This is a genomic window from Frigoribacterium sp. AC394, from assembly GCF_979258095.1.
In genome coordinates this window covers 2,743,937-2,767,424 of record NZ_OZ409834.1, presented here as the reverse complement: position 1 = coordinate 2,767,424, position 23,488 = coordinate 2,743,937, and the positions used below count along the sequence as shown (strand labels likewise).

Here is a 23,488-nt window from a genome sequence, read left to right as displayed (position 1 = left end):
CGTACCCGTGCAGAACAGACACGATCGTGCGGCTGAACCTGAGTTGCCGACCGCGCAGCAGGGCCGGCGGCGGCGGTGCCTAGGCCAGGTCGGTGGACTCGAGCATCCGGGTGACCAGCGCGGCGATGGCCGACCGCTCCGACCGCATCAGTGTGACGTGGCCGAACAGCGGGTGCCCCTTGAGCGTCTCGATGACCGAAGCCACGCCGTCGTGCCGCCCCACGCGGAGGTTGTCGCGCTGCGCCACGTCGTGGGTGAGGACGACTCGCGAGTTCTGGCCGATGCGCGACAGCACGGTGAGCAGGACGTTCCGCTCGAGGGACTGCGCCTCGTCGACGATGACGAACGCGTCGTGCAGCGACCGCCCGCGGATGTGGGTCAGGGGCAGCACCTCGAGCAGCCCCCGCTCGACGATCTCGTCGAGCACGTTCTGCGAGACGAGGGCGCCCAGGGTGTCGAAGACCGCCTGCCCCCAGGGATTCATCTTCTCGCCGGCGTCGCCCGGCAGGTAGCCGAGATCCTGGCCGCCGACCGCGTACAGCGGCCGGAACACCATGATCTTGCGGTGCTGCTGCTTCTCGAGCACGGCTTCGAGCCCGGCGCAGAGCGCGAGGGCCGACTTGCCCGTGCCCGCGCTGCCCCCGAGCGACACGATGCCGACCTCGGGATCGAGCAGCAGGTCGATGGCGAGACGCTGCTCGGCCGAGCGCCCGTTGAGCCCGAACACGTCGCGGTCGCCGCGGACGAGCCGCGCCTCACCCTGCGACACCACGCGTGCCAGGGCCGAGCCCCGGTCGGAGTGCACGACCACGCCCGTGTTCACGGGGACGTCGGCCAGCGCCCGCGAGCTCAGCCTCTCGGTCTCGTAGAACGCGGCCATCTGCTCGCTCGAGACGTCGATGTCGGTCTGCCCGGTGTAGCCGCTGTCGACGACCTGTTCGGCGCGGTACTCCTCCGCCGCGAGGCCGATCGAGGCCGCCTTGACCCGCAGCGGGAGATCCTTCGAGACCACGGTCACGGCGAGTCCGTCGTTGGCGAGGTTGGAGGCGACGGCGAGGATGCGCGAGTCGTTGTCGTTGAGCTGCAGACCCGACGGCAGCACCGACATGTTCGAGTGGTTGAGCTCGACGCGGAACGACCCACCGTCACCGACCTCGACGGGGAAGTCGAGTCTCTCGTGCTTCAGCCGCAGGTCGTCGAGCAGCCGCAGCGCCTGGCGCGCGAAGTAGCCCAGCTCGGGGTCGTGACGCTTGCCCTCGAGCTCGCTGATCACGACAACGGGCAGCACCACGTCGTGTTCGGCGAAGCGGAGGAGAGCCTGGGGATCCGACAGGAGCACCGACGTGTCGAGCACGTAGGTGCGTTGCGCGACCGAGCCGGATCGCGCCTCCCCGATGCTCGTCGAGGTGCGGGGCTGTTCGGTCTGGGGGTTGTTGAGCGCGGTCACGACCACTCCATCTCCGAGCGCTGATGCGTTCGGTACCTTCGGCGGAGACGGCCGCGGAGCAGTTGCGAGGCGAACTTTCGTGGCCGACTCGATCGGACCCTGTGCCCGATGGGTCGAACCTACGTCGTCGCCCGACGACCGGCCGCACACGACCCGCCGTGTCGTGTGACGAACACGTGAACAGCTCGCGAGCGCGCGGAGTCCTCGCAGGGCAGGAGGCGCGGGTCGACCGAGGAGGCGCGGGTCAGTAGTAGACGGTCGTCCCGAACGAGGTCAACGCGCCACGCAGCAGGTCGAACGAGTCGTCGTCGGTCGACAGGTGCACGCTGAGCCGCACGGTGGTGTCGCGCACGGTGGCCGTGACCCCGTGGTTGAGCAGCGCCGCCGTGAGCGTGGTCATCTGCTCGGGCGAGGGTTCGAGTACGACGATGCCGGCGCGCTCGGCCTCGTCTCGGGGCGAGACGACCGGCAGCGCGAACTCGTCGGCGATGTCGATCAGCCGCGATGCCCGGTGGGCGATCTCTCGCGAGATCGCGGCGACGCCGACCGACGCGATGCCTTCGAGGGCGGTCGAGAACCGCGCCTGCGCGATCGGGTCGGGGTTCGTGATCTGGAATGCCGCCGCACCCGGCAGGGTCGGCAGGGTCTCGTGGTACGAGCCGCCGAGGCGCAGCTCGGTGCCCGCGACCCCGCTCAAGACCGGGGTCAGCATGGCGGACGCCCGCTCGCTGAGCGCCAGGAACCCCGTGCCCCAGCCGGCGCGCACCCACTTCTGGCCACCCGAGGCGATCACGTCGGCCACGCCGTACGGAGCGTCGACGACGCCGAACCCCTGGATGGCGTCGACGATCAGCAGCCGGTCGCCGATCACCTGGCGGATGCCCTCGAGGTCGACGAGGTAGCCGGTGCGATAGTCGACGAGGCTGACGGCGACGGCGGTCACCCGGTCGGTGAGGTGGCGCTGCACGACGGCCGGGGTCACGACGTCGTGGTCGAGGTCCATCCAGACGGGCTCGAGCACGCGCATCGCCGCGGCTGCTCGGGTGGCGGCGACCGGCCCGCTCGGATAGTCGCGCGGAGACATCAGGATCTGCCCCGTCAGACCGAAGAGGGTGTGGACGAGACCCGAGCTCGTATCCGGCTGGAAGACCACCTGGTCGGCCGGGAACCCGACCACGGACGAGACGGCCCGCCGGACCCGCCCGGCCTGCTCGGTCAGTGCGACCTCGGAGCCGAATCGGGCACGAGCCTGGACGTCGACGAGAGCGCGCTCCTCTTCGACGACGGGTCGCGAGATCGGGCCCCACTTGGCGAAGTCGAAGTACCCGGGTTCGTCGGTGTACCCCGAGATCAGTTCATCGATGGTGGTCACGCTGGTCTCCTCGGGGTGTCGCTGGCTGTCAACCGTATCGCCGACCACCGACGTCGGGCGTCGCGGCGGTCGATCGAGGTGCGGGGTCAGCTGCCGTAGCGTCGGTGCCGCAGGGCGAAGTCGCGGACGGCCCGGAGGAAGTCGACCTCGCGGAGATCGGGGTAGAAGGCCTCGACGAAGTAGAACTCGCTGTGCGCGCTCTGCCAGAGCATGAAGTCGCTCAGTCGCTGCTCGCCCGACGTGCGGATGACGAGGTCGGGGTCGGGCTGACCGCCCGTGTAGAGGTGCTCGGCGATCAGCTCCGGTGTCAGCACCTCGGCGAGAGCGTCGAGGGTGCCCCCCTTGGCGTCGTGTTCGCGGACGATGCTGCGCATCGCGTCGGCGATCTCTCGCCGCCCGCCGTACCCGACGGCGAGGTTGACGTGCAGCCCCTTCTTGCCGGCCGTGCGCTCGGCGGCGCCGGTCAGCGAGTCGCGGAGCCCCTGCGGCAGGTCGTCGCTGGCGCCCACGTGCTGCACGCGCCAGTCGCGCTGCTGCGAGAGCTCGTCGGCGACGTCGCCGATGATGCCGAACAGCTCGGTGAGCTCGTCAGAGGCTCGGTTGCCGAGGTTGTCGGCCGACAGCAGGTACAGGGTGACGACGCGGATGCCCAGATCGTCGCACCAGGTGAGGAACTCGCTGATCTTGGCGGCGCCGGCGCGGTGACCGTGGGCGGCGGTCTCGAGCATGCGCTGCTTGGCCCAGCGCCGGTTGCCGTCGACGATCATGGCGACGTGGTGGGGCAGATCGGCGCCGTCGAGCTCGCGTCGCAGCCGGCTCTGGTAGAGCTCGTAGAGCACACCGCGGGCCAGCGGCGACCTCCGACGACTCTTCACACCGCTACGGTAGCCCACCGGTGGACCCCGGCTCGCCGAGTCGATTCCCAGGCCCGCGCCTCCTGCCCTCCCCTACGCTCGGATCATGACCCGACCCGTGAGCGACGGCGTCGGCGGTGCCGACATCCCGAACCTGCCTCTGCTCGACGACAGCCTCGAATACGCCTCGATCGAACGCAAGCCGTCGTGGCGCGGCTGGATCCACGCCGCGACCTTCCCGATCGCCATCGCGACGGGCGTCGTCCTCGTGGTGGTCTCCGACGGGACGGCCGCGACGTGGGCCTCCGCGGTCTTCATGACGACGTCGCTCCTGCTGTTCGGCATCTCCGCGACGTATCACCGGTTCCCGTGGAGCCCGGGGGCGAAGCGGTTCTTGAAGCGACTCGACCACGCGAACATCTTCCTGCTGATCGCGGGCACGTACACCCCGATCGCGGTCATCGCTCTGCCGCCCGCGACGTCGACCCTCCTGCTCACCCTCGTCTGGACGGGTGCGGGTCTCGGGATCCTCTTCCGGATCTTCTTCCTCGGGGCGCCCCGCTGGCTGTACGTGCCGCTGTACATCCTGCTCGGGGTCGGCGCGCTCGGCTTCACCGGCGACCTGCTGGCGGCGAGCGTCCCGATGACGGTGCTCGTCCTGACCGGCGGCCTGATGTACATCGTCGGCGCCGTGTTCTACGCCCTCAAGCGGCCCAACCCCGCACCGGGGCGCTTCGGGTTCCACGAGCTGTTCCATGCATTGACGGTGCTCGCCTACCTCTGCCACTGGACGGGCATCCTGCTGCTCGCCCTGAACCCGCCGAGCTTCTAGGCCTTCCGTCGAGGACCGCCCGCGTCGCCCGCCGCCCTCGAGCCGTGGAGGCGCGCGCCGGTCAGTCGCGGACGGAGGGCCCTGCAGACGGGTCGCCGTCGGCTGCGTGGCCGTCGGGTGCGTGGCCGTCGGCACGCCCAGCGCCGTCGCCGGAGGCCATGCCGTCGCCCGAGGCACCGGTCTCGCCAGAGGCGGCCCCGTCGCGCTCCGCCTGGATGCGCTCGCGGACCTCGCCGCGGTAGCGCGTGCGACGGACCCTCCGGGTCATGTCGACGATGATCAGCACCGTCGCGACCGCCACGAAGGCGATCGCCACGAAGCCCCAGACGCCCGGGGTCACGTCGACGTCGGGCACGGTCGACGCCGGCAGCGTCGCATCGGGCGTCGACGGCTGGGCGAGGAGGCGCACCGAGGCCGAGAGGGTCGCGTCGCCGAGGGCGCTCATCGGATCGCCCCGATCAGGCCGGTGTCGTCGTCGGTCACACCGGCGAACAGGTCGTTCTCGGGCATGGTCGTCTCGACTCTCGATTCGATGAGCTGGAAGTCCTCCGTCGGCCACGCCGCGACCTGAAGCTCGTGGGGCCAGAAGAAGAACGCGCTGTCGAGGGGCACCTGGCTGGCGTGTGCGCGGAGCGCCTCGTCGCGGACCGGGAAGAAGTCGGACGCCGGAACGTGCGTGGTCGCCAGGTCGGGTCGGGCGCCCATCCACTCGAGCATCTCGGTGAGGCGCTCGATGAGGGGCGACTCGGCGTCGGCCTGCTGCAGGTGGGTCAGCATCGACTTCAGGCGGGCGGTGTTCATGATGCGGTCGTAGTAGACCTTGTCGATCTGCCAGGGTTCGCCCGCGATCGGGTAGCGGTCGGCGTCGGAGGCGGCCCGATACGCGGCCATCGAGATCTCGTGGCTGCGGATGTGGTCGGGGTGCGGGTACCCGCCGTTCTCGTCGTACGTGACGAGCACCTGTGGCCGGAACCGGCGGATGACGGCGACGAGCGGCTCGGTGCTGATCTCGAGCGGGATCGTCGCGAAGCTGTTGACCGCGACGGGCTCACCTTCGGGAGGGAGCCCGGAGTCGGCGTAGCCGAGCCACAGGTGGTCGACGCCGAGGGCCTGCTGTGCCCGCTGCATCTCGAGCACCCGGAGACCGGCGATGTCGCGTTCGGCGTGGTGCCGCGCCTCGATCCGCTCGTTCAGGATCGAGCCCTGCTCGCCGCCGGTGCAGCTGACGACGAGCACCTCGACACCGAGACTGCGGTAGAGGGCGTACGTCGCCGAGCCCTTGCTCGACTCGTCGTCCGGGTGGGCGTGTACCGCCAGGAGGCGCAGGGTCACATGTTCCTCGCAATTCGTGCAGAGCAGACGTTGCTACCCTCCCCCTAAGGATAATCGGACGGAGATCAGAGTGGCGTCCACGCCCCCCGCACCCCCGTCGACCGAGGCCGATCCGGCCCAGCCCGTCGACGGTCATCTCGACGCGCGCTACGGGCGCACCCCCGCCGCCACGCGTCGACGCCGACTGATCGCGATCGTGGTCGCCGCGGCCTTCGTCGTGGTCTTCGGCGCGTGGGTCGTCTTCGCCGCATTCGACGGCAACGGCTCGAAGCTCGAGACCCGCGACCTCGGGTACACGGTCGGCGGCGACGACAGCATCGACGTGCAGTACACGATCAGCGTCGAGGCCGGCACCCGGGTCAGCTGCGCGGTGCAGGCGCAGAGCGACAAGTTCGCGATCGTCGGCTGGAAGGTCGTCGACCTGCCCCCCGCACCGCAGTTCACGTCGACCTACACGACCACGCTGGCGACCTCCGAACGGGCCGTCACGGGCTTGATCTACCAGTGCTGGCTTCCCTAGACTGCTCTGAATGACGAGACCGGCCAGTCGGCCGGTCTCCTTTTTTCGGTGGGCGCGCCTCCCGGTCGCCGTGCCGAACGGTCCGATCCTCAGCGCATCGGAAGATCCGCCGTACGAACGGAGAACACCATGACGAACGACAACGCCACCACGTGGCTCACCCCCGACGCCCGTGACCGCCTCGAGGCCGAGCTGGCGACGCTCAGCAACGAAGGCCGCCACGAGATCACCAGCCGCATCGAGGCCGCCCGCGAAGAAGGCGACCTGAAGGAGAACGGCGGCTACCACGCCGCCAAAGACGAGCAGGGCAAGATGGAGGCGCGCATCCGCACGCTGACCAACCTGCTGAAGAACGCCACGGTCGGCGAGTCGACGGCCGCCGCCGGCATCGTCGGGCCCGGCACCGTCGTCACCGCGACGATCGCCGGCGACCCGAGCACGTTCCTCCTCGGCAACCGCGAGATCATCGCCGCCGGCAGCGACCTCTCGGTCTACAGCGAGACCAGCCCTCTCGGCCAGGCCATCAACGGCCTCGCCGTGGGCACGACCACCAGCTACACCGCGCCGAACGGCAAGGAGATCACCGTCGAGATCACCGCCGTCGACACCTACACGCCGTAGCCGACGCCCCGACGTCGACCTCGATCAGAAGTCGACGTCGGGGGTGAAGCCCGCATCGCGGAGACGCTGGATGACCTCTTCGACGTGATCGGGCCCGCGCGTCTCGATGCTCAGCTCGAGTTCGACCTCGCTGATCTGGAGCCCGCGGCCGTGTCGGGTGTGCAGCACCTCGACGACGTTCGCATTGGCGTCGGCCAGGATCTCAGACACCCGCGCCAGCTGCCCGGGACGATCGGGCAGGCCGATGCGCATCTTCAGGTAGCGTTCGGCGGCGGCGAGGCCCCGTCCGATCACGCGCTCCATCATCAGCGGATCGATGTTGCCGCCGCTCAGCACGATGACCGTCGTGCCGAGATCGCGCACCTGCTCGGTCAAGACGGCCGCGACGCCCACCGCGCCGGCCGCCTCGACCACGAGCTTGGCGCGCTCGAGCATGACCAGGATCGCCCGGGCGGTGTCGTCGTCGCCGACGGTGACGACCTCGTCGACCGTCTCACGGACGATCTCGAAGTTCAGGACCCCCGGTCGCGCCACGGCGATCCCGTCGGCGATCGTGGGCTGCGTCTCGATGTCGGTGCGGACGCCGCGCTTCATCGAGACCGCGTACGGGGCGGCGTTGACCGCCTGCACCCCGATGATGCGGATCTTCCTGCCGGTCTCGGCGCTGGTCTGGGCGAGTGCGCTCGCGATCCCCGAGATGAGCCCGCCGCCGCCGATCGGGACGATGACGGTGTCGACGTCGGGCACCTGCTCGAGGATCTCGAGCCCCACCGTGCCCTGCCCGGCGATCACGTCGGGGTGGTCGAAGGGCGGGATGAAGACCGCGCCGGTGGAGTCCGAGAACTCCTGCGCCGCCCGCAGCGCCTGCTCGACGGAGTGCCCGCTCAGCACGACGTCGGCGCCGTAGTCTTTCGTGGCCTGCAGCTTCGGCAGCGCGACGCCCACCGGCATGAAGATGGTCGCTCGGACACCCATCTCACGTGCCGCGAAGGCGACTCCCTGGGCGTGGTTGCCGGCCGACGCCGCGACCACTCCCCGCGCGCGCTCCGCATCGGTCAGCTGCGTCAGCCGGTTGTACGCGCCGCGGATCTTGTACGAGCCGGTGCGCTGCAGGTTCTCGCACTTGAGGTACACCGGCGAACCCAGCACCTCGGCGAGGAACCTCGAGCTTCTCCATCGGAGTGACGCGGGCGACCTGCGAGACCCGGACCCGCGCCTCCTTCATCTCGGCCAGTGTGGGGCCCGCGAGGGTGAGGTCAGACATCGGCGGCACGGCTTTCTGTGACGACGTCGAGGGAGGCCGGCGGCGACTCGCGCCACGCCCCCCTGGCGACGTAGGTGATCATGACGTTGAGGACGGCGACGACCGGCACGGCGAAGAGGGCGCCCGGGATGCCCGCGAGGAGGGTGCCCGCGGCGACCGCGAAGACCACCGCGAGCGGGTGCACCTTGACGGCGCTGCCCATCACGAAGGGCTGCAGGAGGTGCCCCTCGATCTGCTGCACGAGGATGACGACGGCGAGCATCAGCAGCGCCACCACCCAGCCGTTGTAGACCAGCGCGATCACGACGGCGACGGCTCCCGTGGCCACGGCGCCCACGACGGGGACGAACGACCCGAGGAAGACGGCGATCGCGATCGGGACGACCAGGGGCAGACCGAGGAAGAAGGCGCCCAGCCCGATGCCGACGGCGTCGACGAAGGCGACGAAGATCTGCACCTTGACGAAGTTCGTCAGCGTCAGCCAGCCGGCACGCCCGGCGCCGTCGATGGCACGGCGGGCCTTCGAGGGGAAGATGCGGACCAGCCAGCGCCAGATGTCGGACCCGCCCACCAGGATGAAGATCGTCGCGAAGAGCATCAGGACGAGCCCGGCCGCGATGTGGCCCGCCGTCGAACCGACCGAGAGCGCCCCCTGCAGGAGCGGCTGGGAGTCCTGCTGAAGTGCGGCGATGGCGTCGCTCAGGTAGCCGTTGATCTGCCCCTCGGTGAGATGGAGCGGGGAGGTCAGCAGGAAGTCGCGGAACTGGCCGTAGGAGGCGACGGACCGGTCGCGCAGCTCGGGTGCGCCGTCGATGATCTGGACGACGACGGCGTAGAACAGACCCGCCACGACGACTATCAGACCCACGAGGCTGACGACGACGGCGACCCACTTGGGCCAGCGGTGGCGCTGCAGCCAGCTCGAGAAGGGCACGAGCAGCGCCGAGACGAGGAGGGCGACCATGAAGGGGATGACGATGATGCGCAGCTGGATGACGAGCCAGACGAAGACGGCGATGACGCCGACCACGACGAGGATCCGCCACGACCAGGCACCGGCGATGACCATGCTCCGCGACACGGACGGATCGGCACCCGGGGCGACCGGGGCGGCGCCAGGGGGAGGGGACTCGACCGCGCTGCGCGGGGGCCTGCTTCGCCGCATCATGCGCTCAGTGTAAGACCCTCGCCCTGATGCCGAGCCACCCGTGATATTCCGTGGTCGGCATACGTGCGGGGGCTCTCGACGGGGAGGGACGGTGTCGGAGGCCGACGCTACAGTCGTCGGCGTGCCCCCCGATCAGCTCTCCCCCGCTCTCGCGCGTCGAGTGGCGCTCGCCGCCCAGGGTCTCGGCTCGGGCTCGACGGCTCCTGCGGGCACCCGTCGCCTGAACGCGACGATCGACCGTCTCGGGCTGCTGCAGATCGATTCGGTGAACGTCTTCGAGCGCAGCCACTACCTCCCGCTCTTCGCCCGACTCGGGGCTTACGACCGGGCGAACCTCGATCGCCTCACGCTCGACGGCCCCGGTCGCTACGTCGAGTACTGGGCGCACGAGGCGGCTCTCGTCCCCGTGGCGACCTGGCCCCTCTTCCGGTGGCGGATGGCCGACTACCGGCGCCGCTGGCTGGCCGAAGACGACTCGTGGCTGTCGGCCAACCCCCGTCTCGCCCGCTGGCTGCTCGATCTCGTGCGGGAGGGCGGCCCCGTGCCCGCCAGCCTCGTCGAGCACGAGTCGAACGTCCGCACGGGCCCCTGGTGGGGTTGGGGCTCGGTCAAGCAGGGTCTCGAGTCGCTCTTCCGGGTCGGCGAGCTGGTGAGCGCGGGGCGGCGACGCTTCGAGCGCGTCTACGCCCTCCCCGAGCAGGTGATCCCGCAGGAGCTGCTCGACACGGACATCTCCCGGCACGAGGCGCACAGGCGCCTCCTCGCGCATGCGGCCTCCGCACAGGGAGTCGGAACGACGGCGGACCTCGCCGACTACTTCCGGCTCAAGACGGCCGACGTCGTGCCGGCGCTCCGCGAACTCCACGACGAGGGCGTCGTCTCGGCCGTCGAGGTGCCCGGCTGGGGCCGACCCGCCTGGCTGCACCGCGACGCTCGACTCCCCCGCCGCCTCGAGGCCGACGCGCTCCTGTCGCCCTTCGATCCCGTCGTCTGGACGCGACCTCGCGCCGAACGCGTCTTCGGATTCCACTACCGCATCGAGATCTACACGCCGCTCGAGAAGCGGGTCCATGGGTACTACGTCCTGCCGGTCCTCCAAGACGACCGCCTCGTCGCCCGGGTCGATCTGAAGAGCGACCGGCACGCGGGCGTCCTGCGGGTGCAGGCCGCCTGGCGCGAGCGGGATCTCGACGTCGACTGCGATCGCCTGGCGTCGCTGCTCCGGCGCGCGGCCCACTGGCAGGGTCTCGAGTCGGTCGAGGTCATGCCACGCGGCGACCTCGCAGCGGAACTGGGCCGCCGGTTCGGCTGAGCCGATGCACGGGCGTCGGCGCCCGCTCCTCAGAAGGTGCCGGCGCTCTCGCGGAGACGCGCGACGCGGTCGGCCAGGGGCGGGTGGGTGCTGAAGAGGCGGTCCATCGCGCCCGGCTTCATCGGGTCGCTGATCCACAGATGCGACATGGACGTGTTCTGCGTCGCCATCGGGCGGCCGTACGCGCCGAGCTTCTCGAGTGCACGCGCGAGACCCTCGGGGTACCGGGTGGTGAGCGCCCCTGTGGCGTCGGCGAGGTACTCCCGCTGACGAGAGACCGCCGCCTGCACGCCGGCCGCCGCGATCGGAGCGATGATCATGGCGACCAGTCCGAGCACCAGGAAGACGGGGTTGCCGCCGCCCCCTCCGCCGTTGCCGTTGTTCGAGTTGCGATTGCCGCCGGTCAACGCCCCGAAGAACGACATGCGCAGCAGGATGTCGGCCAGGAATCCGACGGCCACGACGAGTCCGAAGACCATCATCGACACACGGATGTCGTAGTTCTTGACGTGCCCGAGCTCGTGGGCCATGACGCCCTCGAGCTCGGTGTCGTCCATGATCTCGAGCAGCCCGGTGGTCGCGGCGACGACGGCGTGCTCGGGGTCGCGACCGGTCGCGAAGGCGTTCGGGGCGGGGTCGACGACGACGTAGACCTGCGGCATCGGCATGCCCATGGTGATGCTGAGGTTCTCGACCGTGCGGTACAGCCGCGGGGCCGTCGTGCCGTCGACCCGCTGCGCGTGACTGAGGGACAGCGCCTGACCGCTGGCGGCGAAGTACTGGATCAGAGCGAATATCGCCGCCGCAGCGAGGACGACGAACCCGATCGAGTAATTGCCGTACAGGGCACCCGCCCCGAAGCCGAGCGCGCCGATGATGACCAGGAAGATCAGGACGATCAGGACGGTGTTGCGTTTGTTGCGCGAGACGGCTGAGTACATGGGCCGATGTCCGTTCGGGGCGCGGCGTCGAGGAGGGGCAGGCTCAGAACTGGACGCGAGGGGGTTCGGCGATCGCCGACGGCTCGGCGACCTCGAAGAAGTCCCGCTCGGTGAAGCCGAGGCGCTTCGCGAAGACCGTGTTCGGGAACACCCGCGTCTTCGTGTTGAACTCGCGCACGCCGCCGTTGAAGAACCGCCTCGCGGCCTGGATCTTGTCTTCGGTGTCGACGAGCTCTGACTGCAGCTGCAGGAAGTTCTGACTCGCCTGGAGCTGCGGGTAGGCCTCCGACACGGCGAAGATGCTCTTCAGGGCCTTCTGCATGTGACCCTCGGCCGCCGACGCCTCGGCGGGCGTCTGAGCCCCCAGGGTCTCGGCCCGCGCCTCGGTCACGTTCTGGAACACCTTCGACTCGTGGGTCGCGTAGCCCTTGACCGCCTCGATGATGTTCGGGATCAGATCCGCCCGCCGCTTGAGCTGGACCGTGATGTCGCTCCAGGCCTCGTCGACGCGGACCTTGAGGGTCACGAGGGAGTTGTAGGTCGCCCAGAGGTAGATGCCGGCGATGATCGCGAGCAGGACGATGATGCCGACGGCTACCAGGATGCCGATCGTGGCCGGTTGCATGACGTGTCACTCCTTGGGGTACGACGCGAAAGACGCGAGAGATGTCGGTCGTCTCGGACGGGATTCGGGCCGCCGCAGTCAGATCTTCACTATAAATGTGCCGGGTGCCGCCTCGACGTCGTCTGAGCGTCTTCGGAGCGAACTCACGACGAGCGCACCGACCTCCCCCTCCCAGAGGATTGACTTGCCGCCCGCGAACGTGCTGAATGGAGGGCAGTGCCCGTTTCTCCGACCCCGATCCCGTCGCGTCCCTCGGCCGCCAGCGCCGGACGCCCTCTTCTGCGTGCCGTCGGAGCCCTCTTCATCGTCCTCCCGCTGCTCGCGGGCACCGCCCTGGCCGTCGCGCCCGCCTCGACGGCGCAGGCGGCGGGTGCGCCGACGTCGACACCCGCGGCGCCCGAGCCCGATCGGCAGTCGGGCTCCCCCTCACCCGGCCTCGGCGCGCCCACGGAGCCGGCCCCCGGCCCGACGGCGCCGGCCGATCCCCCCGCGCCGACCATCGACGACGTCGGCGGACGCACGGTGAACACCTTCGCGATCGGGGGCACGGCCGCCTCGGGTTCGTCGGTGAGGGTCCTCGACCCCGAGGTCCCCTCCCGATCGCTCTGCGAGACGACCGTGCCTGCCTCCGCCGCCGCCCCGTCGGGTCGGTGGTCGTGCAGCGTGACCGTGGCGAACGGCGCCGACGTCGTCCTGACGGCTCGCGACACGACCCACACCGATCTGCCCGACGTGAGCAGCGCCTCCTTCGCCGTCCTCGGTGCACCCACCGTGCGAGGCGGCCTGCTGCTCGGTGCCAAGGTGACCGGTTCCGCCGAACCTGGCGCGGTGGTCACGGTCACGACGGCCGCAGGGGCGAGCGCATCCGGCACGGCCGACCCCGCGGGCGAGTGGAGCGCCGTGCTCGACGCCGCCTCCTTCCCGTCAGGTCGCTACTCGCTGACCGCGACGCAGCGGAGCGACGCCATCCCGATCCCCCGATCGGGTGCCTCGGCCGCGGTCGTCGCCACGATCGACCGCGAGGCGCCCGGAGCCCCGGTCATCACCTCTCCGGGCTCGGGAAGCCGTGTCGACGCCCAGCCCGTGGTCGTCCGGGGCTCGGGCGAGAGCGGTGCGACGGTGACGGTCTACGTCGACGGCTCGCCCGTGTGCCAGGCGACCATCGCCGGGGCATCCTGGAGCTGCGACTCGACGGGCTCCGCCCTCCCCGACGGCTCGCGGACCATCACGGCGGCTCAGGTCGATGCGGCGGGCAACTACGGGCCCGCGTCGCGGAGCGTGACCATCGTCGTCGGCGCGATCGCCCCGACGGACGTGCCCAGCGCCTCCCCCGGGGTTCCCGGCGTCACCCCCACCCCGTCTCGCGGCCCCGACGGCGCCACGGCGACCCCGGCACCCGTCCCGACCGACGACGACTCCTCCGCGACGCCGGTGCCCGGCTCCGTCACGCCAGGAGACGGCGGCGAGGGCGGCGGCGAGGGCGAAGGCGGCGGGGCGGCAGCGCCTTCAGGAGGCGCGGCGGGCGGCCCCGGGCCGGTCCAGAACCCGACGACGGGCACCTGGGCGACCGCGACCTCGTTCGGTCGCGATCTGCCGGGCCTCACCCAGACCCTGGGCGGCCCCGTGTGGCCGTCGGCGCTCGCTCTGGGCCTGCTGTTCCTGGTCGTGGTCGCCGGGCCGATCCGGATGGTCGCGCGGACCCTCGGCGCACGCGTGCGTCGCCCCGCTCCTCGGCTGACGGGCCGCAACAGGGCCGCCGAGCTGCCGACCTCGTTCAGCGGAGGGAGCATCGACCCTCGGGTCAGCGTCGGGGTCGCCCTCGCCGTCGGATGCGTCGCCATCGCCGTCGCGGCCGGGGTGGACGGCCAGGTGCAGTACGCGCGTCTCCTGCTCGGGGTCGTCGTCGGCGTCCTCGCTCTGAACGCTCTCGCCGTGGTCCTCCCCGCGGTGCTGATCGGTCGACGGGCCGGCCTCGGTGTGAGAATCCGCATGTCGCCGGCCCTCCTCACGGCGGCGCTCGTCGCCTGCGCCGTCACCCGCGTCCTGTCGCTCGACCCGCCCCTCGTCCTCGGGATGCTCGTGACGGGCGCTCTCGTCACGCGGACGGCCGCGTCGACGGCCGAACACGCCGCGCCCGCACGGGAGCCGTCGACGGCGGTGCGGGGCATGGTCGCCGCGGCTCAGATCGGCGCCCTGCTCGTCGTCTCGTTCGCGGCCTGGGCGGCCCACGGCTGGGGAGGCTTCGGCGACGGGTTCCTCTCGCAACTGCTGCTGGAGATCGCGACGACGATGTGCCTCGCCGGGATCGGATCGCTCGTGCTGTCGATCCTCCCCTTGGGCACGCTGCCAGGGCAGGCCCTGTGGGCGTGGTCGAAGGTCGCCTACGGCGGCGTCGCGATGATCGGGGCGACAGCTGCCGCGCTCGTCCTCGTCGGGGCCCCCGTCGCACCCGGGGTCTGGACGACGGTCGCCATCGCCACCCTCGCGGCATCCGTGCTCACCTCGGTGCTGATGCTCCGGCGTCGCCGCCGACCCCTTCGAGTGCCCCCACAGGGACTCGAACCCTGACTGAGGCGATTTTAAGTCGCCTGCCTCTGCCGATTGGGCTATGGGGGCCCGGCTCTCAGACTACAAAGCCCTGACGGACGACGACGCCCGCCTCGCGGGGATCCGCGGGCGGGCGCCGTCTGAGTCGGGCTGGGCTCACTTCTTGGCGCTGGTCTCGACCGTCTCGGTCTCGGCGGCGGCGCCCTTCTCGTCGGCGGGGTTCGCGTAGGCCGGACCGGGCTCGCCCGCGGGCGTCCCGACCTCGGGCGCCGGCGAGTCGGCAGGAGCCGATTCGACGGTCGGCTTGGGGCGCGAGGCGAACTCCTCGAAGGCGGCGCGCGGACGCTCGCGGTTGTCGAGCGACACGATGTCGCGACCGAGCCAGAGGTTGTTCCACCAACCGCCCACGACGCGGAACTTGCGCTCGAACGAGGGCATCGCCATGCCGTGGTAGCCGCGGTGGGCGATCCAGGCCGGGAACCCCTTGACGGCGATCTTGCCGCTCTGGAACACGCCGACGTTGAGCCCGAGACCTGCGACGGCGCCGAGGTTGTCGTGCCGGTAGTCGGTGACGGACTCGCCGCGCAGCGAGGCGACGAGGTTCTTGGCGAGCTGCTTGCCCATCCGGACGGCGTGCTGGGCGTTCGGGACGCAGAAGCCGCCGACGCCCTTGCCGGTCAGGTCGGGGGTCGCCGCGACGTCGCCGCACGCCCACGCGTCGGGGACGATCGTCTCGCCGTCGACGATGCGGAGGTCGGGCTTGACGGTGATGCGGCCACGCTGCTCGAGCGGGAAGTCGGTGTTGCGGACCATCGGGTTCGCCATGACCCCCGCGGTCCAGACGATGAGGTCGGATTCGAACGACTCACCCGTCGACAGCTCGAGCTTGCCGCCGACCGCGGACTGCAACTGCGTGTCGAGGTGGACCGTGGCCTGCCGCTCGGCGAGGTTCTTGAGCACCCAGTGGCTGGTCTCGAGCGACACCTCGGGCATGATGCGCCCCATGGCCTCGATGAGGTGGAAGTGCGTGTCGTCGACGGTGAGACCGGGGTAGCTCTTGATCAGGTCGCTCGCGAAGCTGCGGAGCTCGGCGAACACCTCGATGCCCGCGAAGCCGCCACCCACGACGACGACCGTCAGCAGGCGGTCGCGCTCGGGCCCGGCCGGGAGGTTGGCCGCCTTCGCGAAGTTGGTGAGGAGCTTGTCGCGGATCGCCGCCGCCTCCTCGATGGTCTTCAGACCGATGGCCTCGTCGGCCACGCCCGGGATCGGGAAGGTGCGGGAGACCGCGCCGGCCGTCATGACGACATGGTCGTACTCCATCGTCCACTCGTCGCCCACCTCGGGCGTGATCGTGGCGGTCTTCGTCGCGTGGTCGACGCGAGTGACCTTCGCCGTGACGACGTTCGTCTTCTTCAGGTGGCGTCGCAGTGCGACGACGGCGTGACGCGGCTCGATCGAGCCGGCGGCCACCTCGGGCAGGAACGGCTGGTACGTCATGTAGGGCAGCGGGTCGACGATCGTGACCTCGGCCTCACCCTTGCGCAGCCATTTCTCGAGCTTCCAGGCGGTGTAGAAACCGGCGTAGCCGCCGCCGACGATCAGGATTTTGGGCACGGGGGATGATCTCCTTGAGGTGGGGTTGTCCGTAAAGACCTTACTCCTGGTGGCGCCGCCGCCTGAACTGGCGGAGAGCGCCGAGCGCGACGCCGAGCAGGGCCGCCCCGAACAGCCCGAAGACGATCAGCGGGATGCCCGTCGACCGCATCGACTCGACCGTCGGGATGAGCGCCTGGAGGCGGTCGTCGCGGTCGACGCTCGGGGTGGGGACGGGAGCCGGTGCCGCCTCGGCCGTCGACGACGGGGTGGCGACGGGGACCTCGGCCCGCCGGTGCAGTCGGATCCACTCGGCGAGATCGCCCATGGGATTCGCCTCGACCGGGGCCACCCGATCGCCGACGGCGGCCGCGGCGTCGACGAGTCCGTAGCCGTAGAGCGGATCGGGCGTGGTCGTGCCGCGCGAGTCGGCCGTGGAGATCACCCGGTTGATGACGTCGTCGGCGTCGAGCTCGGGGTGCGCGCCCCGCACGAGGGCGACGACGCCCGCGACGATGGGGGTCGCACCGCTCGTGCCGCTCCAGCTGTAGTGGACGTCGCCCGGTCCGACCCCGACGAGCTTCTCGCTCGGCGCCGCGACGCCGATGGTGATGCCCTGACTCGAGGCATCGAAGCTCGCCTGGCCCGAACGGTCGACGCCGGCGACGGTGAGCACCCCCGGCATGGTGGCCGGCGCCCCGACCTCGGTCGTGCCGCTGCCCCGGTTGCCCGCCGCGGCCACGACGACGACGTCGTGCTGCATCGCGTAGAGGAACGCGTCGTCCCAGCTCGTCGGCCAGTCGAGGGTGTTGCGCGTGAGGGACATGTTGATCACGTCGGCCCCGTTGTCGACCGCCCACCGGACGGCCTCGGCGATCTGCGTGTCGGAGTCGACGGCATCCGACCCGAAGCCGACCGAGACGGACAGCAGATCGGCCTCGGGAGCGACGCCGATGACGCCGTCACCGGACGCCGTCCCCCGACCCGCGAGGATCGAGCCGACGAGGGTTCCGTGCGTCGGGTCGTCCGTGCCGACGGGCGTCTGGCCGTCCGCCGAGCCCTGACCCGAGACGTCGGTGCCACCGACGACCGCGCCCTCGAGCTCGGCGACCGACGAGTCGACGCCGGTGTCGATCACAGCGACGGTCACCCCGGCACCGCGGCTCGACTGCCAGGCCTGCTCGATGCCGTAGTCGGCGAGCCAGTACTGGTCGTCGCGGATGGCGTCGGCTCGCGCCGCGCCCCCCGGGGCGACCACGACGACGACCGCCAGGGCCAGCGCCGCGATCGTCGCCGAGGTCGTCCGCAGCGTCAGCTCGGGCACGGGTCAGACATCCCCGCCGGAGGCGCGCGCGGCCGGGTCTCCGTCGGCCAGGTAGTCGGGGCACCGGCACACGTCGGGGCTCCATGTCGCACGGTCGAGCGCGAGATCGCCGAGCGGGTTGACCCCGGGGCCGGCGGCGAGGGAGTGACCCACCACGGCGTGCAGGCACTTGATGCGCTCGGGCATGCCGCCCGCGGTGACGTGAGCGATCTCGCCGACGTGCTCGATGCTCTCGCGGTCGGCGAGGTAGGCCTCGTGGGCCGACCGGTAGCGTGCGGCGAGATCGGCGTCTGCGGCCAGCAGGTCGGTGAACTCGGCCATCACGCCGTTCGCCTCGAGGGTCGAGACGGCCGCCGTCGCGCCCGGGTGGCACAGGTAGTACAGGGTCGGGAAGGGCGTGCCGTCGCCGAGTCGCGGCTTCGTCGCGACGACGGTGGGGTTGCCGCAGGCGCACCGGGCGGCGATGCCGATGACGTCGCGCGCCGGGCGCCCGAGCTGCGCGGTGACGATCCGCACGTCGAGTTCGGTCACGGGGTCGAACGGAGGGGTGGTCACGGGGTGCCGCCTGTCGGGGTCGAGGTGGGGAGCTCGCTGCCGTCGATGTCGGGGGCGATCAGCTCGGTGGCCGGCTCGTCGCTGAGACCGGCGTCGATCACCGACGAGGTCATGGCGGCGATCCAGTCGACCTGGGGGGTCTGCAGCTCGTCGCTGATGGGTGCCTGCTGCCGTTGGGCGTCGGTCGTCGCGTCGCCCATCACCAGGTAGCTGTACTCGCCCGGGTACACGTAGAGCAGGCGGTCGCGCGCCTGGGCCTCGATGTACGCCGGGTCGCTCCACCGCGCGACATCGCCCTGGAGATCCGTCACATCGGCCTTCTGCCGCTCGACCTCATCTTGGATGGCCGCGATCTGCTGCTGCTGCTGGACGAGGGTGCGGAGGGACGGCGCGAGGATCACGACGAACAGGACCAGGATGACGAGCATCAGGAGACTGAAGCCAGAGAAGCGGATGTTGCGGAGCCAACCGCTCGTGGCCGACTCCGTCTCGGGCAGGATGACGGGCAGACGCCTGCTCTTCGACTCTCGGGACATGACTCCGAGGGTAGACGACCGCCCCGTCGAGTCGGTCACGGAACGCCGAGAGGCCCGCCCCGCCGAAGCGGGACGGGCCTCTCGGAGCCGTGCCTAGCCGCGGAAGCGGGGGAAGGCCGAGCGACCGGCGTAGACCGCCGCGTCGCCGAGCTCCTCTTCGATGCGGAGCAGCTGGTTGTACTTCGCGACGCGTTCGGAGCGGGCCGGGGCGCCCGTCTTGATCTGACCGGCGTCGGTGGCGACCGCGAGGTCGGCGATCGTGGTGTCTTCGGTCTCACCCGAGCGGTGCGACAGCACGGTCGTGTAGCCGCTGCGCTGTGCGAGCGCGACGGCGTCGAGGGACTCCGTCAGCGTGCCGATCTGGTTGACCTTGACGAGGATCGAGTTGGCTGCGCCGGCCTCGATGCCCTTCGCGAGGCGCTCCGGGTTCGTGACGAACAGGTCGTCGCCGACGATCTGCGTCTTCGAGCCGATCTCGCTCGTGAGGTGCGCCCAGCCCTCCCAGTCGTCTTCGTCGAGGGGGTCTTCGATGGTGACGAGCGGGTACGACGCGACCAGGTCGGCGTAGTAGCCGGAGAGGAACGCGGAGTCGCGCTTCTCGCCCTCGAAGGTGTACGAGCCGTCGGCGTAGAACTCGCTCGAGGCGACGTCGAGACCGAGCGCGATGTCCTTGCCGGGCGTGAAGCCGGCCTTGGTGATCGCGTCGACGAGCAGGTCGAGCGCGGCCCGGTTGCTGTCGAGGTTCGGCGCGAAGCCGCCCTCGTCGCCGAGACCGGTCGAGAGGCCCTTGGCCTTGAGCTCGCTCTTGAGGGCGTGGTACGTCTCGGCGCCCCATCGGAGCGCCTCGGCGAAGGTCGATGCGCCGATCGGCAGGATCATGAACTCCTGGATGTCGACGTTGCTGTCGGCGTGCGAACCGCCGTTGATGACGTTGAGCATCGGCACGGGGAGCGTGTGCGCGTTCGGCCCGCCGAGGTAGCGGAAGAGCGGCAGATCGGCCGAGTCTGCGGCCGCACGGGCCACTGCCAGCGAGACGCCGAGGATGGCGTTCGCGCCGAGGCGCTTCTTGTTGTCGGTGCCGTCGAGCTCGATCATCGCCGCGTCGATCAGGCGCTGGTCGGTGGCGTCGAAGCCCTCGACGGCCGGACCGATCTCGTCGATGACCGCCGAGACGGCCTTGAGCACGCCCTTGCCGAGGTAACGGCTCGCGTCGCCGTCGCGCAGTTCGTAGGCCTCGAAGGCCCCGGTCGATGCGCCCGAGGGGACGGCGGCCCGAGAGACCGTCCCGTCGTCGAGCAGGACCTCGACCTCGACGGTCGGGTTGCCCCGCGAGTCGAGGATTTCGCGGGCGCCTACGGCGTCGATTGCTGCCACGGAGAACTCCTTAGTAGTCGTTGTGTTCGCAGGACCGAGGTCCGCGCCAATCCTAGCGAGGCACCGCCCCGCAGCGGACGGCCCGCTGTCAGCCGAGCGTCTTGATCTGCAGGTCGTCGACGCCTTCTCCGCCTCGCACGACGGCGAAGCGCGTGTAGCCGGACTCGGCGAGGGCGTCGAGCTGGCGCGTGAGGTTCTTGACGCGCCGATCGAGGCGGACCCGCGCCTCCCCCCGTGCGAGCAGCGCCGCCCGCAGGGCCGTGAGCTCGGCCGCGGGCACGCCCGCGTCGTGCACGAGCGCGAGACCGTCGTGATCGGGGTCGCCCTGGTCGACGAGGTCGACGATGCGCTCGAAGCCCAACGAGAAGCCGGCGGCGGGGACGTCCGCCCCCAGGAACCGCCCGATCATGCCGTCGTAGCGGCCGCCGCCACCGAGCGAGTAGCCGAACTCGGGGTGCGCGACCTCGAAGATGGTGCCCGTGTAATAGCCCATGCCGCGCACGAGCGTCGGGTCGAAGACGAGACGCGCGCCGGGGAGGGCCTCGCGGAGCGCCACCAGATCGGCGGCCGCGGCGACGTCGAGCCAGGCAGGAGGCGAGGCGCCGGTGATCGTCGACCAGTCGGCCGTCGAGAGCTCGCGCAGCGCATCCTCCAGCCCGCCGTGCTCGACCCCGATCTCGTGGAGACGCTCGACGACGCCCTCGACGCCGATCTTGTCGAGCTTGTCGAGCTCGATCAGCGCCTGCTCCGTCAGGTGGGCGGGTGCACCCCAGTGCGAGAGGACCCCGAGCAGCACCCGGCGGTCGTTGATGCGGATCGACGTGCCCTCGAGGCCGAGCGCCGAGAGGACGGCGGTGGTCGCCGAGATGAGCTCGATCTCGGCCAGCGGGCCGGCCTCGCCGAGGATGTCGATGTCGCACTGCACGAACTGCCGGTAGCGGCCCTTCTGCGGACGCTCGGCACGCCAGACGGGCGCCACCTGAACGGACCGGAAGACCGTCGGCAGCTCGGCGCGGTGCGAGGCGTAGAACCGGGCCAGCGGCACGGTGAGGTCGAATCGGAGCCCCAGGTCGGCGAGCGCCAGCGCCGAGTCGGCCGACCGGAGATCGTCGACGTCGAGACCCCGCTTCAGCACGGCGAAGACCTGCTTCTCGTTGTCGCCGCCGAGCCCCGAGTAGAGGAAGTCGGTCGACTCGACCACGGGCGTCTCGATCTCATCGAAGCCGTACGAGCGGTAGACGTCGCGGATGGTGCTCAGCACGCGCTCCCGGCGACGCTTCTCGGCGGGGAGGAAGTCTCTCATCCCGCGGGGCGGGCTCACGTGTGACGGCATGGGGACATCTTCTCAGAGCCGAGGGGGCGACGAGCCCGCCCCGACCCGACTTGCGCTCCATGTGAGATTCCACGTACAGTATGAGCACCAAGCGGCGTGAATCGGGTTGCATGCCGCCGGGTCACGGCGCCCTACCTTCCCTGCGGTGAGGGCGCCCGAACGGGCCAGGTGCTGAGCACCTGGCCCGTTCTTCGTCCAGCAGCGTCGTGGCGGCGGATCAGGCGACCCGCCGAGCGGCGTGTCAGCCGCGGGACGTCGCCCCGGCACCCTCGACGAGCGCGTCGACGCGGCGCACGAACACCGCACCGGGCTCGTCGGCGCCACCGGCGACGACGGCGTCGTAGAGCAGCCCCTCGACCTCGGCGACGAAGGCCCGCGCCTGCACGGTGGCGTCCTCTGACGAGGTGCCCTGAGCGACGAGCCACGTCGACACGGCCTCGCGCCAGCGGGCGCCCGCCTGTCGAGCGACACCCGGCTCGTCGCCGGCGACGACCTCGAGCAGCGCCGACTCCATCTCGAGACGCTGGAGGTCGAGACCCCGTTCGCTCGACGCCTCGTCCCAGTACGAGACGAGGTGCCCGCGGAACGCGGTCGCGTCGAGCGACGCGGCGTCGGCGGGGAGGAGGTGATCGTGACGGCCGACGACCGCCCGGACGATCTCGGCGATCAGCTCGGCACGGTTGCCGAAGTGATAGACGAAGACGTAGGTGCTGACGCCGAGAGCCTCGGCGAGCGTGCGGAACGAGACGGTCGCGATGCTCCGCGACCGGAGGTGGTCGATGATCTGGCCGAGCAACTCGGGCTTGCGTGTCGGATCGGGCTTGCGAGGCATGAATGCCACTCCTTCGTGCGGACGGGTCGGGACGCCCTGCGCGGCCCCGACCGTCGTCTGGCGACCATAACAGACGTGTGTCGACGCCGCACAGGAACCAACCGGTCGGTCGATGGCAGGGCATCGAGCGGACAGCGTGGTCTGCGTTCGTGTGTTTCGTCGGATGAACCTTGACATTTTACTGCACGATGCTCTACATTATCTCTATCGCTGCAAGGCCCATGGAGTCTGATCCCTCTCTGGCGTGCCGGCAGCGACGACGTGACACACCAGCCAGACGACTTCCATCTTCGCGATCGGGGTCGCTCGTGGGGGGTTCACGTGAGGGCGCCCCGCCTATTCGGGTTGGTGGGGCGCCCTACCCTCGGCCTCGACCGCTCGCAGTCGTGCTTCACGCTCTCGCACGGCACGTCGGAGTGCACGTTCCGCGTCGATGCCCCGACTCGTCGCGACGTCGACCATCCGCGCCAGTTCACGACCGAGCAGGAGCTCGTCGTCCACCGGGACGCCCCCGGTCGGGTCGTCGACCGGGGGTCCGCCGGTCGAGCCTCCGTCCGACCTGGGCCCGGCGGCCCCCTCCCCCGGTTCGAACGCCCTCGGCGACTCGTCGGCGGGCAGACCCGCAGCCCGACGTCGGCCGTCGATCTTCTGAGCCCGGGCCAACGCCGGCAGACCGCCGGGCACACCGTCGAAGGCGCTCGTCCGCTCGGACTTCTCGCGCGCCTTCGCGGCGGACCAGAGCCGCACGATGTCGTCGACGTCGCGGGCCTCGTCGTCTCCGAAGACGTGCGGATGACGACGCACGGTCTTCGCGGTGACGTCACGGACGACGTCGGCCAGGTCGAACGCCCCCTGACGCTCAGCCAGAGCGGAGTGCAGGACGACCTGGTACAGCACGTCGCCGAGCTCCTCCCGGCGATCAGCCGTCGTCCCCTCCTCGATCGCCTCGACGAGCTCGGCGGTCTCCTCCACCAGGTAGGTCACGAGGCTCCCGTGCGTCTGCCCTCGGTTCCAGTCGCAGCCGCCGTCGTCGGACAGCAGGGCGGCGACCACGCGGACCAGCTCGGCGATCTCGGTCCCGGTGGTGCCGTCGTTCGTCACCC

General features: G+C 70.7%; 21 protein-coding genes, 1 tRNA gene and 1 pseudogene. 5 read left to right on the top strand and 18 right to left on the bottom strand.

Going from position 1 to position 23,488, the window contains the following annotated elements:
* Positions 1-79: 79 nt before the first annotated feature.
* The 3 genes from ACZZY9_RS12915 to ACZZY9_RS12905 form a co-directional block, all read right to left on the bottom strand.
* Positions 80-1,396, bottom strand: a complete 1,317-nt coding sequence (locus ACZZY9_RS12915) for a PhoH family protein (RefSeq protein ID WP_463464681.1) — start codon at positions 1,394-1,396, stop codon at positions 80-82.
* A gap of 295 nt (positions 1,397-1,691) precedes the next feature.
* Positions 1,692-2,819, bottom strand: coding sequence for an aminotransferase class V-fold PLP-dependent enzyme (locus tag ACZZY9_RS12910; RefSeq protein ID WP_463464376.1), 1,128 nt, complete (start codon positions 2,817-2,819; stop codon positions 1,692-1,694).
* An 86-nt stretch (positions 2,820-2,905) separates the two neighbouring features.
* The gene (locus tag ACZZY9_RS12905) at positions 2,906-3,694 is read right to left on the bottom strand and encodes an isoprenyl transferase (protein WP_463464375.1); all 789 of its coding nucleotides are present in this window, start codon (positions 3,692-3,694) and stop codon (positions 2,906-2,908) included.
* A gap of 85 nt (positions 3,695-3,779) precedes the next feature.
* On the opposite strand from ACZZY9_RS12905, the gene trhA reads away from it, so the two are divergent.
* Positions 3,780-4,505 carry a PAQR family membrane homeostasis protein TrhA gene (gene trhA / locus ACZZY9_RS12900; protein ID WP_463464374.1) on the top strand — a complete coding sequence of 242 codons (726 nt, stop codon included), beginning with the start codon at positions 3,780-3,782 and terminating at the stop codon, positions 4,503-4,505.
* A 61-nt stretch (positions 4,506-4,566) separates the two neighbouring features.
* Here the strand turns inward: trhA and ACZZY9_RS12895 are convergent, their stop codons facing one another.
* Complete coding sequence (locus ACZZY9_RS12895; protein ID WP_463464373.1) at positions 4,567-4,950, bottom strand: hypothetical protein; 384 nt, start codon at positions 4,948-4,950, stop codon at positions 4,567-4,569.
* Positions 4,947-5,837 carry a mycothiol conjugate amidase Mca gene (gene mca, locus ACZZY9_RS12890; protein ID WP_463464372.1) on the bottom strand — a complete coding sequence of 297 codons (891 nt, stop codon included), beginning with the start codon at positions 5,835-5,837 and terminating at the stop codon, positions 4,947-4,949. Before mca ends, ACZZY9_RS12895 begins: the two co-directional genes overlap by 4 nt.
* A 70-nt stretch (positions 5,838-5,907) precedes the next feature.
* Between mca and ACZZY9_RS12885 the strand changes: the two genes are divergently transcribed.
* On the top strand, positions 5,908-6,357 hold the full coding sequence (locus ACZZY9_RS12885) for a DUF4307 domain-containing protein (RefSeq protein ID WP_192059613.1): 450 nt from the start codon (positions 5,908-5,910) through the stop codon (positions 6,355-6,357).
* Between the two features lie 129 nt (positions 6,358-6,486).
* The gene (gene greA, locus ACZZY9_RS12880) at positions 6,487-6,978 is read left to right on the top strand and encodes a transcription elongation factor GreA (RefSeq protein ID WP_192059611.1); all 492 of its coding nucleotides are present in this window, start codon (positions 6,487-6,489) and stop codon (positions 6,976-6,978) included.
* 24 nt (positions 6,979-7,002) lie between these two features.
* On the opposite strand, the pseudogene ilvA reads toward greA, so the two are convergent.
* Both ilvA and ACZZY9_RS12870 read right to left on the bottom strand, forming a co-directional pair.
* Positions 7,003-8,242, bottom strand: a pseudogene (gene ilvA / locus ACZZY9_RS12875) (threonine ammonia-lyase).
* Entirely contained in the window at positions 8,235-9,410 is a 1,176-nt protein-coding gene (locus tag ACZZY9_RS12870; RefSeq protein ID WP_463464371.1) for an AI-2E family transporter, read from the bottom strand. The pseudogene ilvA and the gene ACZZY9_RS12870 overlap by 8 nt, the downstream one beginning before the upstream one ends.
* A 121-nt stretch (positions 9,411-9,531) precedes the next feature.
* Between ACZZY9_RS12870 and ACZZY9_RS12865 the strand changes: the two genes are divergently transcribed.
* Positions 9,532-10,722 (top strand): winged helix-turn-helix domain-containing protein, encoded by a 1,191-nt coding sequence (locus ACZZY9_RS12865; RefSeq protein ID WP_463464370.1) that lies wholly within the window; start codon positions 9,532-9,534, stop codon positions 10,720-10,722.
* Positions 10,723-10,751: 29 nt separating this feature from the next.
* On the opposite strand, the gene ACZZY9_RS12860 is transcribed toward ACZZY9_RS12865, so the two are convergent.
* Together ACZZY9_RS12860 and ACZZY9_RS12855 are read right to left on the bottom strand one after the other, a co-directional pair.
* Complete coding sequence (locus ACZZY9_RS12860) at positions 10,752-11,663, bottom strand: M48 family metallopeptidase (RefSeq protein WP_463464369.1); 912 nt, start codon at positions 11,661-11,663, stop codon at positions 10,752-10,754.
* Between the two features lie 43 nt (positions 11,664-11,706).
* Positions 11,707-12,288 (bottom strand): LemA family protein, encoded by a 582-nt coding sequence (locus ACZZY9_RS12855; protein ID WP_463464368.1) that lies wholly within the window; start codon positions 12,286-12,288, stop codon positions 11,707-11,709.
* Positions 12,289-12,504: 216 nt separating this feature from the next.
* Between ACZZY9_RS12855 and ACZZY9_RS12850 the strand changes: the two genes are divergently transcribed.
* Entirely contained in the window at positions 12,505-14,856 is a 2,352-nt protein-coding gene (locus tag ACZZY9_RS12850) for an Ig-like domain-containing protein (RefSeq protein ID WP_463464367.1), read from the top strand.
* On the opposite strand, the gene ACZZY9_RS12845 is transcribed toward ACZZY9_RS12850, so the two are convergent.
* From ACZZY9_RS12845 to ACZZY9_RS12805, 9 genes are all read right to left on the bottom strand, one after another.
* A tRNA-Leu gene (locus ACZZY9_RS12845) sits at positions 14,831-14,904 on the bottom strand. The genes ACZZY9_RS12850 and ACZZY9_RS12845 overlap by 26 nt on opposite strands.
* Before the next feature lie 87 nt (positions 14,905-14,991).
* The gene (locus ACZZY9_RS12840) at positions 14,992-16,452 is read right to left on the bottom strand and encodes an NAD(P)/FAD-dependent oxidoreductase (protein ID WP_463464366.1); all 1,461 of its coding nucleotides are present in this window, start codon (positions 16,450-16,452) and stop codon (positions 14,992-14,994) included.
* A 40-nt stretch (positions 16,453-16,492) separates the two neighbouring features.
* Entirely contained in the window at positions 16,493-17,755 is a 1,263-nt protein-coding gene (locus tag ACZZY9_RS12835) for a S8 family serine peptidase (protein ID WP_463464365.1), read from the bottom strand.
* A 3-nt stretch (positions 17,756-17,758) separates the two neighbouring features.
* Positions 17,759-18,310, bottom strand: coding sequence for a DUF501 domain-containing protein (locus ACZZY9_RS12830; RefSeq protein ID WP_463464364.1), 552 nt, complete (start codon positions 18,308-18,310; stop codon positions 17,759-17,761).
* Positions 18,307-18,846 carry an FtsB family cell division protein gene (locus ACZZY9_RS12825; RefSeq protein ID WP_463464363.1) on the bottom strand — a complete coding sequence of 180 codons (540 nt, stop codon included), beginning with the start codon at positions 18,844-18,846 and terminating at the stop codon, positions 18,307-18,309. Before ACZZY9_RS12825 ends, ACZZY9_RS12830 begins: the two co-directional genes overlap by 4 nt.
* 93 nt (positions 18,847-18,939) lie before the next feature.
* Positions 18,940-20,220 (bottom strand): phosphopyruvate hydratase, encoded by a 1,281-nt coding sequence (gene eno / locus ACZZY9_RS12820; RefSeq protein ID WP_463464362.1) that lies wholly within the window; start codon positions 20,218-20,220, stop codon positions 18,940-18,942.
* Between the two features lie 88 nt (positions 20,221-20,308).
* Positions 20,309-21,523 carry a histidine--tRNA ligase gene (gene hisS / locus ACZZY9_RS12815; protein ID WP_463464361.1) on the bottom strand — a complete coding sequence of 405 codons (1,215 nt, stop codon included), beginning with the start codon at positions 21,521-21,523 and terminating at the stop codon, positions 20,309-20,311.
* 271 nt (positions 21,524-21,794) lie between these two features.
* Entirely contained in the window at positions 21,795-22,385 is a 591-nt protein-coding gene (locus tag ACZZY9_RS12810) for a hypothetical protein (RefSeq protein ID WP_463464360.1), read from the bottom strand.
* 336 nt (positions 22,386-22,721) lie between these two features.
* Entirely contained in the window at positions 22,722-23,486 is a 765-nt protein-coding gene (locus ACZZY9_RS12805; protein WP_463464359.1) for a MazG nucleotide pyrophosphohydrolase domain-containing protein, read from the bottom strand.
* Between the last annotated feature and the right edge of the window lie 2 nt (positions 23,487-23,488).